Raw genomic sequence first — 13,560 nt, 5'->3', positions numbered from 1 at the left:
GCCTTATTTGGCCGGCGCAGTTTCGGCCTTGGCGGCCGGCGCAGCGCTGGCGGGCGCGGCGCCATCCTCGATCGCCTCGGGATGCATGGGCCGGCGTGCATAGCGCTGGGCCAGCACGGCGCAGACCATGAGCTGCAGCTGGTGGAAGACCATCAGCGGCAGCACGATGGCGCCCACGGCGCTGGACTCGAACAGCACCTTGGCCATGGGCACGCCGCTGACCAGGCTCTTCTTGGAGCCGCAGAACACCAGGGTGATCTCGTCCTCCTTGGAAAAGCCCAGGCGGCGCGCCGTCCACGACGTGATGACCAGCACCAGGGCCAGAAGGATGGACGACAGCAGCAGCAGGCCCAGCAGCGCGGGCAGGGGCGTCTGCTGCCACAGGCCGCTGATGACGGCGGCGCTGAAGGCCGTGTACACCACCAGCAGGATGGAGCCCTGGTCCACGAACTTCACGCGCTTGGCATGGCGCGAGATGAAGCCGCCGATCACGGGCCGCAGCAGATGGCCCAGCACAAAGGGCAGCAGCAGCTGCAGCGCGATCTTGCCGATGGCCTGCAGCGCATCGCCCCCTTCGGCGCTCTTGTGCAGCAGCATGCTGACCAGGATGGGCGTGATCACGATGCCCATCAGCGTGGAGGCCGAGGCGCTGCACACGGCGGCGGGCATGTTGCCGCGCGCCATGGCCGTGAAGGCGATGGCCGACTGCACCGTGGCCGGCAGCGTGCACAGGAAGAGCACGCCCATGTACATCTCGGGCGTGACCAGGGGCTCGAGCACGGGGCGCAGCGCCCAGCCCAGCAGGGGAAAGAGCACGAAGGTGGACGCGAAGATGGTCAGGTGCAGGCGCCAGTGGCCTATGCCGGCAAAGATGGCCTCGCGCGAGAGCTTGGCGCCGTGCAGGAAGAACAGCAGGCTGACCATGAGCGTGGTCGCCACCTCCAGCCATTGCGAGACGGTGCCCGAGGCGGGCAGGAAGCTGGCCAGTGCCACGGTGGACAGCAGCATCAGCGTGAAATTGTCAGGGGCGAAGCGGGGGCGTGCCATGGGAAAACTCTCTCCAACTAACTATCGGTTCGTGCAGCCAGGCTGCAAGGCCCCGATTGGACGCCACGGCCATTGAAAAGAGAAATGGATTTATCTGATGGTTTTATAATTTTTCCGTATGAATATCAGCCTGCGCCAGCTGCGCGCCTTCCTGGCCGTGGCGGAAAGCCGCAACTTCAGCCGTGCCGGCGAGCTGATGGCGCTCACCCAGCCTGCCGTCAGCCGCAATGTCACCGAACTGGAGCAGGCCCTGGGCGTGCAGCTTTTGCACCGCACCACGCGCGAGGTGGAGCTGACCGATGCCGGCCGCCTGCTGCAAGGCCATGCCACGCGCGTGCTGGACGCGCTGGATGAATGCCTGCTCGAAGTCAGCGGCCTGGCCACCCAGCGTCTGGGCAAGGTGCGCGTGGCCAGCAGCCCCACGCTGTCGGCCCACCTGATGCCGCGCTGCATTGCGCGCTGCCGCGAGCAGGCGCCGGGCATCGAGCTGCTGCTGCTGGACCGCATCCAGAGCGACGTGCTGCAAAGCGTGCGCAGCGGCGAGGTGGACTTCGGCGTGGTCATCGACCCGCAGGGCCGCGATGACCTGTACTGCGAAACCATACTCAGTGAACCGTTCTGCCTGGTCTGCCCGTCCACGCACCGGCTGGCCCGCAAGCGCCAGGTAGCCTGGAGCGACCTGGCCGGCCAGCCGCTGGTACTGCTGGACCACGCCTCGGGCAGCCGCCGCCTGATCGACGCCGCGCTGCAGGCCCACGACGCCGAGGCCGCCGTGGTGCAGGAAGTCGGCCACACCACCACCATCTTCTGCATGCTCCAGGCGGGCCTGGGCCTGAGCGTGGTGCCGGAACTGGCCGTGCCGCAGGCATGGCGAATTCCCGCGAGTGGCGCCACCACCCCCGACGCCCTTGCCAGCCGCCCCCTGCTGCCGCGCGTGCAGCGCGACATCATGCTGGTGCGCCGCCGCCAGCGCGAGCTGTCGCCCGTGGCGCAAAGCGTGTGGGATTTGATCAGGGGGGAGGCGGGGCAGCTGTGAGGCTGTGGCCACAGGCCGCCGCATACGGCCTGATCGCCTCGCGCACGCGGTCCAGCACCAGTGCGTGGGGCGAGGGTGCCAGCCGCCCGGCGCGCACGGCCTGGTATTGGGCTGGGAGGAACTGGCTGAGCATGTTCTCGGGCAGGGCGCAGGCGGACAGGTTGTCCAGCAGCCGCGCCACGGCGGCGTTCACCGTGGGGTCGGCCCAGTAGTAGCGGATGCGGTCGCTGTAGCTGTAGATGCGCAGCAGCCTTTGGGCGCCGGGATCGGGCTGCTCGCCGCGGTAGTAGCGCTCCCAGTTGGCGGGGCGGCCCAGCATGGCCGACTCCAGCACGGCGGGCAGGTGGGAGCGCTGGGGTGCATCCACGAGCTGCTCCTCGATGGCGGCCAGCGCGAACAGCGCCTCGCGCAGCGCAAAAGTGGCGCCGGGCCCGACCTTGAGGATGGCAAAGCCGTCCTGCACCAGCTGGCGCAGGGCCTCGGGCCGCTGGTAGTCGGTGGAGTGGGCCTCGAAGACCAGTTGCGGATGCTGGCGCAGCAACTGCCGGAGGTCGGCTGCCCCGGCTGGCGCGTAGTCCACCACGCGCGTGTGATCGAACTCCACGCCGGGCTGGACCACCATGGCAATGATGCGCGGCCAGACGGGGTCCAGCCCCTGTTGCGCGAAGACTTCACGGTGCACCTGCAGCGTGCGCTGGGCGTCGGCGCGCGCGGTGACTTCCACATGCTCCAGCGCATGCGCGGCGCCACCGGGCACGGGGACTTCGGTGCCGATCACGTAGACGGGGCCGGGCGCCGGGCAGGTGCTGCCGCGCTCGGCCGCCTGGCAGAGCAGGGCGGCGCGGCGGGCCACGGTTTCGTCGTCCAGCGCCTGGGGGTCGTCTGCGCAGGCCATGCTGGCGTCCAGGTGCAGCTTCACGAAGCCGGCCGCCGCATAGGCGTGTACCAGGTCCTGCGCCAGGTCCATGGCCTCGGCGGCAGGCAGGTGTGTCCACGCCGTGGGGCCCAGGTGGTCGCCGCCCAGCAGCACGCGGTCCTGCGGCAGGCCGCAGCGGTCGGCAATGGCCAGCACGAAACGGCGAAAGTCGGCGGGCTGCATGCCGGTGTAGCCGCCGAACTGGTTGACCTGGTTGGCGGTGGCTTCCACGAGCAGCGGCGTGCCGTCGTCCAGCGCCTGGTGCATGGCCGCCTCGATGACCAGGGGATGGGCCGAGCAGATGGAGTAGATGCCGAGTGCGCCGTTCGCGCCGCCAGCGGCTGCTGGCGCCTGCCCGCAGCGTGACTGTGCCAGACGGGTGAGGTGGGTGAGCATGGTTTCAGCCCTCCATCACCGCATGCCGCAGGTGCTGCGGCTGTTGTGCCAGCAGCGCGTCGAGCCCCGCAAAGCCGGATGTGCCCTCCATCGGTCCCTTGCTGGCGACGGCCAGCGCGCCGGCCGCATTGGCGTAGCGCAGCGATTGCAGCGCGGTCTTGCCCAGGCGCCGGCAGGCGATGAAGGTGGCGCCAAAGCAGTCGCCCGCGCCCGTGGGGTCGGCCACGTCCACGGCAAGGGCGTCGAGGTCGATGCGCTCGTCGGCACTGAAGTAGCTGCAGCCGTCGGCGCCGCGCTTGACCACGATTTCGCGCACGCCGCGCGCAAAGATCTCGGCGATGGCGCCGGCCTCGTCGGCCGAGCGGGCCAGCTGCGTGACCTCGTGGCCACTGGGCAGGAAGATGTCGGTGAACTCCAGGATGTAGGCCAGGGCTTCGCGCATTTCGGGGATGCGCAGCATCTCCTTGCGCACGTTCGGGTCGAAGGACACGGTGCCGCCCTGGGCCTTGACGATTTCGATGGCCTTCTTCATGGCATCGATGATGCGAAACGAGAACAGCGACGAGCCCATGACGTGGAAATGCGCGCAGTCCTTGAGCACGGCCTGGTTGACCTGCTCGGGCTGCAGCTGGGCCGAGGCGCTGTTGGTGATGTTGAAGATGAAGTCGCGCTCGCCGCTGTCGCGGTAGGTGACGAAGGCGCTGCCCGTGACGGCGTTCTGGCACACGGCGATGGCGCTGGTGTCCACGCCGTCGCGGCGCAGGCGGTCGATGTTGAGCCAGCCAAAATCATCATCGCCCACGCAGCCGATGATGGCGGCCGGGTGGCCCAGCCGGGCGACCTGATCGATGAAGATGGCGGGCGCCCCGCTGGCGTAGGGCCCGGCCAGCGGCCCCGGCGCGCGAAAGCTCTGGCCTTTTCGCTCGGCCATGATTTCGACGAGGATCTCGCCCATGGTCATGATGGATTGCATGCTCTCCCTCCCTTTGGAATCAAACCCCGTGCGCCGTTTGCTGCACCGCCGGCCCATGCGTCAGCGCCTGCGCCTGCTGTGCACATCAATGCACACGGCCACCAGAATCACGCTGCCCTTGACGATGAGCTGATAGAAGTAGGGCACGCTCATCAGGTTCATGCCGTTGTTGATGACGCCGATCATCAGTGCGCCGATGAGCGTGCCGACGATGGAGCCGTGGCCTCCGGCCAGGCGCGTGCCGCCCAGCACGGCGGCGGCAATGGCGTCCAGCTCCCAGCCCATGGCCGCGTTGGGCTGGGCCGAGTACAGGCGCGAGGTGAGCAGCAGGCCGCCTACGGCCGCCATCAGCCCCGACAGCATGAAGATGGCGATCTTCAGCCGCCCCACGCGTATGCCTGCATAGATGGCCGCCTCGGCATTGCCGCCTGCCAGATAGGTCTTGCGGCCGAACACGGTGCGCGACAGCACGAAGTGGTTGGCAGCCAGCAGCGCGGCCAGTATCCAGATGGGCACGGGCATGCCCAGCAGCTCGCCATTGCCGATCCACAAAAAGGCTTCGCTGTCCACCGGCTGCGGCATGCCGCCCGAGACGATATAGGCCAGCCCCCGGAAGATACCCATGGTCGCCACCGTCACGATGAAGGACGGCAGATGCAGCAGCGCCGACAGCGAGCCGTTGAGCGCGCCCAGCAGCAGGCCGCACAGCAGCACGGCGGGCAGCACCAGGGCAGGTGCCAGGCCCTGGCCCAGCATCAGGCCGGCCACGCTGCCTGCCAGGGCGACCACCGATCCCACCGAGAGATCGATCTCGCCCAGCAGCAGCACATAGGTCATGCCGAAGGCCACGATGGCGATGATGGACACCTGCAGCAGCACGTTGCGCAGGTTGCCGGCCGTCAGAAAGGCCGGCGACAGCAGAGAGAACAGCAGCACCAGGGCGGCCAGGCCCATGAGGGTGCCGGCGTGGCGCCGCAGCGATCGCCAGCCACCTCGCCATGTTTCCTGGCTGTCCGGGATGCCTTCGGCGGCGTCGGCAGCGTCGGAGGCCTTGGAGGAGCCAGACGCGGTGATGCTCAGTTCGGAAGGGGTCATGGCAGTCCTGCTCCGGTGGCGTGCGCCATCACGGTCTCCTGGCGCAGATGGAGGGTGTCCAGGCTCTGGACCAGGCGCTTGTTGCGCATGACCAGCAGCCGGTCGCTCAGGGCCAGTGCCTCGGGCAGTTCCGACGACACCAGGATGACGGCGGTGCCGGCCGCTGCCAGCTCGCGGATCAGGGCATAGATCTCGAACTTCGCGCCCACGTCGATGCCGCGCGTGGGCTCGTCCAGCACCAGCAGCCGGGGCCGCATGGCCAGCCATTTGGCGAACACGATCTTTTGCTGGTTGCCGCCCGACAGCTGGCGCACGGGCTGGTGCAGGCCGGCAACGCGTATCTTCAGCCGCTGCACGCAGGTGCGGGCCAGCGATTGCTCGGCGGCCTCGTCGGTGAGCAGTGCGCCGCCGCGCCCGCTGTGCACCTGCACCATGCAGATGTTGTGCTGCACGGACTGGTCCAGCACCAGGCCTTGTTCCTTGCGGTTCTCGGTCACGAAGGCCATGCCCTGGCCGATGGCGTCGGCCGGCGAGCGCAGGCGCAGCGGCCGGCCGTGCATGAGGATGCTGCCCGTGCAGCGGTGCATGCCGAACAGCGCATCCATGACATCGGACCGGCCCGAGCCCACCAGCCCGAAGAACCCCACGATCTCTCCCGCATGGACCTCGAAGTCAATGCCTTCGAAGCGCCCGGCCAGGCCCAGGCCGCGCACCTGGAGCAGGGCGCGCGTGCTGCGGTCAGGGGCGGGGCCGCGCGGCGGATAGATGTCCTGCATCTGGCGCCCTACCATGAGCGCGATGAGCGCCCCGATGTCGGTCTCGTCCCGCGCCAGGGTGCAGATGGAGCTGCCATCGCGCATGACGGTGATCTCGTCCGAGATGCGCATGATCTCGTCCATGCGGTGCGAGACGTAGATGATGGCGCGCCCCTCGGCCTTGAGGCGGGCGATGAGGGTGAAGAGAATCTGCGCCTCGCTGTCGCTGAGCGACGACGTGGGCTCGTCCATGATGACGATGCGCGAGGGCTGGCACAGCGCCTTGGCGATCTCCACCAGCTGGCGCTGGGCCAGGGACAGTTCGGCCACCTGCGCGTTGGGGTCCAGGTCCATGCCCAGGCGGGCCAGCAGCGCGGTGGCGTCGCGGCGCAGTGCGCGGCGGTCCACGCAGCCGGCCCGCTGCGGGAGCCGCGCGGCAAACAGGTTGTCCGCCACGCTGAGGTTGGGCGCCAGGCTCAGCTCCTGGTGAACGATGGCGATGCCGTGGCGCTGCGCATCGCCGGGGCTGGCCAGCTCGGTGCTGGCACCCTCGATCAGCAGCTGGCCGCCATCGGGCCGGTGCACGCCGGCCAGGATTTTGAGCAGGGTGGATTTGCCGGCCCCGTTCTCGCCCAGCAGCGTGTGCACCGTGCCTGCGCGCAGGCGGAAGGAAACGCCTTTGAGCGCCTGCACGGCGCCGAAGGATTTGGCTAGCGCCCGGGCTTCGAGCATGGGGGGCGGCGCAACGGCGTCGAGCATGGCACGGCCTGGGCGGCCGTGTGCAGTGGGGCCTGGCATGGCGGGCTCCGCAGGTCCGTTTACCTGGCGGCAGCCGTGTACACGCCGGGCAGCACGGGGTGGAATTTTTCCACCGGCTTGCCCTGCAGCAGCTGCGCGGCAATGGCCACGGCTTGCAGTCCCAACTGGTCGGGGTACTGGCGGATCACGCCCACGAAGGCCGGTTCGCGGTCCACGGCTGCGCGGGCCTCGGCCATGCCGTCAAAGCCCACGATCTTCACCTGCTCCAGCTTTCTGGCGGCCTTGACGCTGGCCAGCGCGGCCAGGGCCGCATCGTCGCCAAAACCGAAGATGCCTGCCAGGTCGGGGTGGGCCTGCAGCATGTTCTGCGATGCGGACAGGGCCTCGGCGCGTGTGATGCCGGGTTGTACCGAGACGATCTTCATGCCGGGGAAGGCCGCGATGGCCGACTTGAAGCCCTCCACGCGATCGACCACGGACTGTATGGACGGGTAGTGCAGCACCCCGATCTGGCCCTTGCCACCCGTGGCGCGGGCCATGAGCTGGCCGGCGAGCACGCCGCCGGCGCGGTTGTCGGTGGCCACGTGCGATGCGACCTCGACCCCGCTGGCAGCAATGTCCACGGTGATCACGGGTATGCGGGCGGCGGCGGCCTTGAGCACGGCGGCCTTGACGCCGCGTGAATCCACGGGCGACAGGATGATGGCATCGACCTTCTTGCTGACGAAGTCCTCCACATCGGAGATCTGCTTGCCCAGGTCCTGGTTGGCAATGCTCAGGTCCAGCTTCAGCCCCTGCCGCGCGGCTTCCTGCTGCATGGCCTGGGCCAGCTCCAGGTAGAACGGGTGCTGCTGCGTGAGCAGGGACACACCGATGGTGCGCGCGGGGCCGGGGCCCGGCTGTGCAAGCGCCGGGCTGGCCGGGAGGCCGAATGTGAATGCGCCGGCCAGCATGCGCCGGAGAAACGTGTTGCGGTCCATGGCGGTCTCCCTCCCTCTGTCGTTGTGGAAAAACTCAGCTTCTGGCGAACTCGATGCGGCCCTCGGCCTTGTGGGTGGCCTGCAGCCGGTGGCGTTCCAGCAGATCGAAGGCGCCGGGCTCCATGTCCTGGTGCGCGCACAGGCCGTCGAGTTGAGCGATGTCGCAGACCGGGTGTCCGCCCGAGGTGCTGTCCAGATCCAGTGCCAGCGCCACGGCCTTGGCGCTGTGCTCCACGGCTGCCGCGTACAGCCGCGCGGCGCCCGGGTCGCGGCACAGCAGGCGGTTGCGCTCGTCGATGCCGCAGATCTCGAAAAGGCAGATGTCCAGCGGCCGGCCGCGCAGGCCCGTTTCAGCGCCGGGGCCGATGAGGCAGGGCTCGTCGCCGGCCAGCGAGCCGCCCGTGATGTGGATGGTGCAATCGAGAAACTGCCGGGCCGTCGCCACCATGGACAGGTCGTGCAGCGTCAGCGCAATGCCCTGGCGGCTGGCCAGCAGCGGCAGCACGCGGTGGGTGATGCGGCCACCGCCAAGAAAGACGGACGCATCGTCTTCAATCCAGCCCAGGGCGCCCTGGGCCACCTGGGCCTGTGCCGGGCCTTGTGCGGCGGCGTGGGCGCCGGGCAGCTCGGCCGCCGTCTTGAGCAGGGCCGGGTTGTAGCGCGCCTTGCCGAAGGCGCGCACCACATAGCCCTGCTGCTCCAGGTAGTGCAGGTCGTTGCGGATGGTGACGGTGGAGACGCCGAAGAGCACGCTCAGCGCCTCGACCCGCACCTCGTCGGTCTTGCGCGCCAGCTCCACGATCTGCAGCCTGCGCTTGAGTGAACTGTTGCCTTGTTCCTGCATGGATTCTTTCGATTCGAAAGTTTTCTATTTCGTATCGAAAGTTTCCCTGCACGCAAAAGCTGCGTCAAGCGCACCCAGGGTATTCACCAGGGATTGCCTGGCCTGGAAGGTTTACCGGCTGGCCGCGCTCAGGGGCACGACCACGGGCCGCTGCAGCTGTGACGTCCAGGCCCGGTAGGTGCGGTGGGCCAGGGCGTGCAGCACGGGAATGCGCAGGTCCAGGTGGCGCAGGATCTCGCTCTCGGTCTGCGCCGCGGGGCCGCGTGCGCGCAGCAACTCGTCATGGCCTTCGGCGCACCAGGCAGCCACGCTGGCGGCGGTCACTTCCATGTGGCCCTGGAATGCCCAGTGCCGGCCGTGGCGAAAGCCCTTGTTCAGGCAGTGGCTGCCGTACATGGTGCGCACGGTGCCGCGCGGGATCTCGAAGGTGTCGTAGTGCCAATGGAAGATCGTGGCCTCGCGCGGCAGGTCCATGAGCTGCTGGGCGGCGGCCGTCACCCAGATGCGGCTCCAGCCAATGTTGGGGCAGGGGTTGCGCCAGACCCTGGCGCCCATGGCGCGCGCCAGCATCTGCGCGCCGAAGCAGTGGCCGAGCACGGGAACGTCATGCCGCAGAGCGTCGGCCAGCAGGGACTGTTCATCCTCCATCCAGGGCAGGCCCTCGTTGACGCAATGGTTGCTGCCCAGCACCACGATGCCGCTGTAGTCGGCGGCATGCACAGGGGCTCTTCCATCGAGGGCGGGCTGCAACATTCGGTAGGGAATGCACTGCTGCTCCAGGTGTTCACGCAGAACGCCGGGGCCCTGGGTGGATTCGTGCTGGAGGATGGCGACAGGTCTCATGGCGGCGCGGCTTCATCGGGAAGCCATTTGTTGTGAGGCCTTGACTCTAGGGACGGCTGCCTCAAGGGCGGATTGTGTTTGCGCACAACGCCATCAAGGCCGCATCAAGGCAGCACCGGGACAGCACCACGGATGTCGCCCCCGTCCCTCTCAAGCCGTGGATGCTCCAGCCTTGCGCCGGCTCCATTTCAGCTCGCTGACCAGCACCCCGCCCACGATCAGCACTGCCCCCAGGATGGCCAGCCCCGGCAGCCGGTCGCCGGCCATGCGCCCCACGATGCCGGCCCAGACCGGCTCGCTGGCATAGATCACGGTGGCGCGCGTGGGCGACAGGGACTTCTGGGCCCAGTTCATGGTCAGCTGGATCAGGATGCTGGCGCAGGCCATGGCCACGGCGGCCGTCAGCCAGATCCACGAGAAATCCGGCACCGACTCGCCAGCCACGGGCATGGCCAGCAGCGCCATGGTGCCGGCCGCCAGCAACTGCACCGTGGTCACGCGCCGCGCATCGACCTTGCCCGCGAAATGCCCGATCAGGAGCACCTCGGCCGCAATCGCCAGCGTGCTCAGCATGGTCGCCATCTCGCCCACGTTCAACTCCATTCCCCCGGACTCGGGCCCCGCCACCAGTATCAGGCCCGTGAAGGCCAGGCCGATGCCTATCCAGCTCATCAATCGCGGCGGCTTGCCCATCACCAGCCATTGCACAAGAGGCACCAGCGGCACATACAGCGCCGTCAGAAACGCCGACTTGCTGCTGCTGATGGTCTGCAGCCCGAAGGTCTGCAGGCCATAGCCCAGGAAGATGCTGGCGCCGATGGCGATGCCTGCCACCAGCTCGGTGCGCGTGAGCCCGGCCATGGCCTTGCGGAACACCAGCAGCCCGATCAGACCCGCCGTAACGAAGCGCAGGCCCACAAAGAACAGCGGCCCGCTGTGCTGCATGGCCAGATGGACCACGAGAAAAGTGCCGCCCCAGACCATGGTGACGGCGATCAGGGCCAGCTCCTGCCGGCTGAGCAGCGGCGTGCGCGAACTGTGAGAAGATGACGTGTGCAACATATTGCGCAGATCATATGAGAAATATATTGCACAGCGCTGGCGAGCGCTCCGATGTCCTGGCTTTCGTCAGCGAAAACCTGCGCCGCCTTCGCCAGCGTGCAGGACTGAGCCAGGCGGCCCTGGCCGAGGCCGCAGGCCTGAGCCGGCGCATGGTCGTGCAGCTGGAAGGCGGCGACACCAATATCAGCCTGTCCAGCCTGGATCGGCTGGCCGATGCGCTGGGCGCCAGCTTCATAGAAATCGTCAGCGACCCGGCCGCGCAGCGCCTGCGCATGGACGCCATGGCCTGGCGCGGCACCCGGCCCGAAAGCCAGGCCATGCTGCTGGGCAGCGTGCCCGCCACGCGCGAGGCCCAGCTGTGGTCCTGGTCCCTGGGCCCCGGCGAACGCTACCAGGCCGAACCCGACCCGGAAGGCTGGCACGAGATGATCGTCGTGGTCGAAGGCCGCCTGCTGGTGGACCTGAGCGAAGGCCCCATGACCATCGAGGCCGGCGACTACGCCATCTACGGCAGCGCCCAGGACTACGCCTATGTGAACCTGCACGAAGGCGTGACGCGGTTCATCCGGAATGTGATTTCGTGAGGGCGCTGCAGCGGCCTGTGCCGTGCTCTGGGCAAGGCACTGTCGTCAGTGAAATGCGGTGGCCTGCGGTGCCGCTTCAGACTGGCCGTTGAAGAAATACACAAGATCGGATGCAGTCATGACGCGGCCGTAGTAGGGGTTGGACTGCGTGCCTTCCAGTGACCTGCCCGAGCGACGTGCAATGGCTGTCGCAACGCTCATGTCCAGATCATCACCGTCCAGGCCGAGCTCTTCCTCAAGCCGGTCGGATCCGCGGACAGGAAAGCTCTTTTGGTAGCTGAGCAGTTCTTCCTGAAGCTGTTCATACACAGCGCGGATTACCAAAGGATCTGTGCTGCGCAAATCGAAGGAACGGGCGAAGCCGCAGATCGACTCGCCGTTGCGGGTGGCGGCAAGCGCCTGCAATCTGGTTTTCTCGCGGTTGTTCGACCATGCTCCGCAACTGACCAATGCAGTGACTGTGAGAGCTGTGGCAGCCGGATGAGCCACGGAAAGAGTGCCTAGGGCGCGCGCCAAGATTGCAATGAGGCTCCAGAAAGCCAAGCGCTGCAAAACGCCGGGCACGGTGCCCGGTACCGTGCGGGCGAGGGAAGCTGTCGGCGAGAAGATCTGCGCATGGAGAGAGTGCAGCCCGTGAACGGATGCAGGAAGAAAACGATTCTTCGTGGCGATCATAGATGCGCAGCGGCTGGGCGCAAGGAGGCATGGATTGCCACAGGCGATGGTTTGGTGACCCGCCTCGCCCCAGCCCATGCACCCTTGCGGCCGTCCCTCTGAACAACGCCTTGTCTCCCATACACCGGCTATGGAATGCTGCCGGCCTTGCAGGTGCGCCGTCCTTGCAATTTCGCTCTTTGCTCTGTATTCCTGGGGTTGATACCTAATGTCTAAGCATGTATAGACAACTAAAGTCATCCCATACCAAGGAGATGCAAATGAGGCGAGGCAGACTTTTCCGGGGCTGGTACATCGTGGGCGCCGTCCATGTGCTGCTGGCGCTGATCTTTGGCGCGGCCTATTCGTTCGGGGCGTTTTTTGCCAGCATCCAGACCCAGTTTGGCGCCAGCAGTTTTTCCACGGCCTCCATCTTTTCCCTGACTGCCCTGATCTACTACGGCGTGGGCGTGTTCTCGGGGGCCTGGAGCGACAGGACGTCGGTACGCACCGTCACCTCGGCCGGCATCGTGTTGCTGGCGCTGGGCTTTGTGGCCAGCAGCCTGCTGTCCTCATCGCTGGTGCTGTTCCTGGGCGCCTTCTGCATTCTGGTCGGCCTGGGCGTGGGCCTGGTGTATGTGCCCGCCGTCTCCACCATTGCGCGCTGGTTCGTGCTGTGGCGCAGTTCTGCCTCCGGCATCGCGCTGGCGGGCACCGGGCTGGGCACGCTGCTCGGCCCCGTGGTGGCGGGCGCACTCATGGAGCACCTGTCCTGGCAACTGACCATGCAGGTATATGCCGCAGCCATCGCACTGACTGGCCTGGCGGCGGCGGCAGTCCTGCGCGGCCGGCCTGAGGAGCTGGGGCTGCATCCCGACGGCGTGCCGCCTTCGGGTGACCCTGCCGCCGGGCAGTCCGCCCAGGGCATGGACCTGGCCCAGGCGGCGCGGCAGGCCCGTTTCTGGTGGTGTTTCGCGGCCATCTTTCTGGGCTCCATCGGCCTGTTCCTGGCGCTGATACACATCAACCCGCTGGCACGCCAGCAGGGGTTGTCTGTCGCTCAGGCCAATGGGCTGATCGGTCTGATCGGCGTGGGCAATGTGCTGGGGCGCCTTGCGCTGGGCCGGCTGGGCGACAGGATGGGGGCGCTGCGCTTTCTGCTGGTGCTCACCGTGTCCCTGGCCGTGCTGTGCGGGCTGTGGTCCATGGCGCGGGGCTTCATGGCCCTGGCCGGTTTCGCGCTGGTGTTCGGCGCGGCCAACGGCGGGTGCATCGCGCTGTATCCCGCCGTGGCCGCCACTTGGTTCGGCACGCGGAACCTGGGCGCCATTTTGGGTGCGCTGTATGTGGCGGTCGGTATCTCGGCCATGGCCGGGGGCAGCCTGGCGGGCTGGCTGTTCGATATCTGGGGTGGCTACACGCCGTCCATCCTGCTGGCGGGAGCCAGCGCTGCGCTGTCGGCCCTGGCGGTGTGGCGGGCCGAATGCGCTGGGCGCGGTTAAGAAAAGCCTTGTGCAGCAGGCATGGCTCACAGGGATGGCGTCTTGCCGCATTCCCAGGCGATACGGGCTCTGCGAACGGCCGTCGCCGCACCTGCGCCGAAGGCGGCCTGCGCT

The 13,560-nt window shown here is 67.7% G+C and carries 13 protein-coding genes; 3 read left to right on the top strand and 10 right to left on the bottom strand.

From position 1 onward, the window contains the following. Positions 1 to 3 precede the first annotated feature (3 nt). The gene (locus tag ACF8ME_RS25100) at positions 4 to 1,047 is read right to left on the bottom strand and encodes a bile acid:sodium symporter family protein (protein WP_392418650.1); all 1,044 of its coding nucleotides are present in this window, start codon (positions 1,045 to 1,047) and stop codon (positions 4 to 6) included. Positions 1,048 to 1,165: 118 nt separating this feature from the next. Here ACF8ME_RS25100 and ACF8ME_RS25095 point away from each other — a divergent pair, with 118 nt between their 5' ends. Next, the gene (locus tag ACF8ME_RS25095) at positions 1,166 to 2,083 is read left to right on the top strand and encodes a LysR family transcriptional regulator (RefSeq protein ID WP_310040040.1); all 918 of its coding nucleotides are present in this window, start codon (positions 1,166 to 1,168) and stop codon (positions 2,081 to 2,083) included. On the opposite strand, the gene ACF8ME_RS25090 is transcribed toward ACF8ME_RS25095, so the two are convergent. From ACF8ME_RS25090 to ACF8ME_RS25055, 8 genes are all read right to left on the bottom strand, one after another. Further along, the gene (locus tag ACF8ME_RS25090) at positions 2,058 to 3,395 is read right to left on the bottom strand and encodes a D-tagatose-bisphosphate aldolase, class II, non-catalytic subunit (protein WP_392418648.1); all 1,338 of its coding nucleotides are present in this window, start codon (positions 3,393 to 3,395) and stop codon (positions 2,058 to 2,060) included. The two genes, ACF8ME_RS25095 and ACF8ME_RS25090, sit on opposite strands and share 26 nt — an antisense overlap. A 4-nt stretch (positions 3,396 to 3,399) precedes the next feature. Then, the gene (locus ACF8ME_RS25085) at positions 3,400 to 4,368 is read right to left on the bottom strand and encodes a sugar kinase (RefSeq protein WP_392418645.1); all 969 of its coding nucleotides are present in this window, start codon (positions 4,366 to 4,368) and stop codon (positions 3,400 to 3,402) included. Between the two features lie 60 nt (positions 4,369 to 4,428). After that, positions 4,429 to 5,463: an ABC transporter permease gene (locus ACF8ME_RS25080; protein WP_392418643.1), complete on the bottom strand. Its 1,035-nt coding sequence runs from the start codon at positions 5,461 to 5,463 to the stop codon at positions 4,429 to 4,431. Then, complete coding sequence (locus ACF8ME_RS25075; protein ID WP_392418641.1) at positions 5,460 to 7,016, bottom strand: sugar ABC transporter ATP-binding protein; 1,557 nt, start codon at positions 7,014 to 7,016, stop codon at positions 5,460 to 5,462. Before ACF8ME_RS25075 ends, ACF8ME_RS25080 begins: the two co-directional genes overlap by 4 nt. A gap of 20 nt (positions 7,017 to 7,036) precedes the next feature. Next, positions 7,037 to 7,957 carry a substrate-binding domain-containing protein gene (locus ACF8ME_RS25070; RefSeq protein ID WP_343739560.1) on the bottom strand — a complete coding sequence of 307 codons (921 nt, stop codon included), beginning with the start codon at positions 7,955 to 7,957 and terminating at the stop codon, positions 7,037 to 7,039. Between the two features lie 34 nt (positions 7,958 to 7,991). Beyond that, on the bottom strand, positions 7,992 to 8,801 hold the full coding sequence (locus ACF8ME_RS25065) for a DeoR family transcriptional regulator (protein WP_047327574.1): 810 nt from the start codon (positions 8,799 to 8,801) through the stop codon (positions 7,992 to 7,994). A 111-nt stretch (positions 8,802 to 8,912) separates the two neighbouring features. Continuing rightward, positions 8,913 to 9,644 (bottom strand): type 1 glutamine amidotransferase, encoded by a 732-nt coding sequence (locus tag ACF8ME_RS25060; protein WP_392418639.1) that lies wholly within the window; start codon positions 9,642 to 9,644, stop codon positions 8,913 to 8,915. Between the two features lie 150 nt (positions 9,645 to 9,794). Beyond that, positions 9,795 to 10,706 carry a DMT family transporter gene (locus ACF8ME_RS25055; protein WP_392418637.1) on the bottom strand — a complete coding sequence of 304 codons (912 nt, stop codon included), beginning with the start codon at positions 10,704 to 10,706 and terminating at the stop codon, positions 9,795 to 9,797. A 14-nt stretch (positions 10,707 to 10,720) separates the two neighbouring features. On the opposite strand from ACF8ME_RS25055, the gene ACF8ME_RS25050 reads away from it, so the two are divergent. After that, the gene (locus tag ACF8ME_RS25050; RefSeq protein WP_026062195.1) at positions 10,721 to 11,290 is read left to right on the top strand and encodes a helix-turn-helix domain-containing protein; all 570 of its coding nucleotides are present in this window, start codon (positions 10,721 to 10,723) and stop codon (positions 11,288 to 11,290) included. 45 nt (positions 11,291 to 11,335) lie between these two features. Here ACF8ME_RS25050 and ACF8ME_RS25045 read toward each other — a convergent pair whose 3' ends face one another. Next, positions 11,336 to 11,965: a hypothetical protein gene (locus tag ACF8ME_RS25045; protein WP_392418635.1), complete on the bottom strand. Its 630-nt coding sequence runs from the start codon at positions 11,963 to 11,965 to the stop codon at positions 11,336 to 11,338. A 260-nt stretch (positions 11,966 to 12,225) separates the two neighbouring features. On the opposite strand from ACF8ME_RS25045, the gene ACF8ME_RS25040 reads away from it, so the two are divergent. Continuing rightward, on the top strand, positions 12,226 to 13,446 hold the full coding sequence (locus tag ACF8ME_RS25040) for an MFS transporter (RefSeq protein ID WP_154834544.1): 1,221 nt from the start codon (positions 12,226 to 12,228) through the stop codon (positions 13,444 to 13,446). Positions 13,447 to 13,560: the final 114 nt, after the last annotated feature.

Source organism: Delftia sp. WSY_7, from assembly GCF_043104845.1.
Taxonomy (GTDB): Bacteria; Pseudomonadota; Gammaproteobacteria; order Burkholderiales; family Burkholderiaceae_C; genus Comamonas; species Comamonas tsuruhatensis.
Note: the sequence above shows the minus strand (reverse complement) of the source record. Positions and strands in the feature narration are given on the sequence as shown.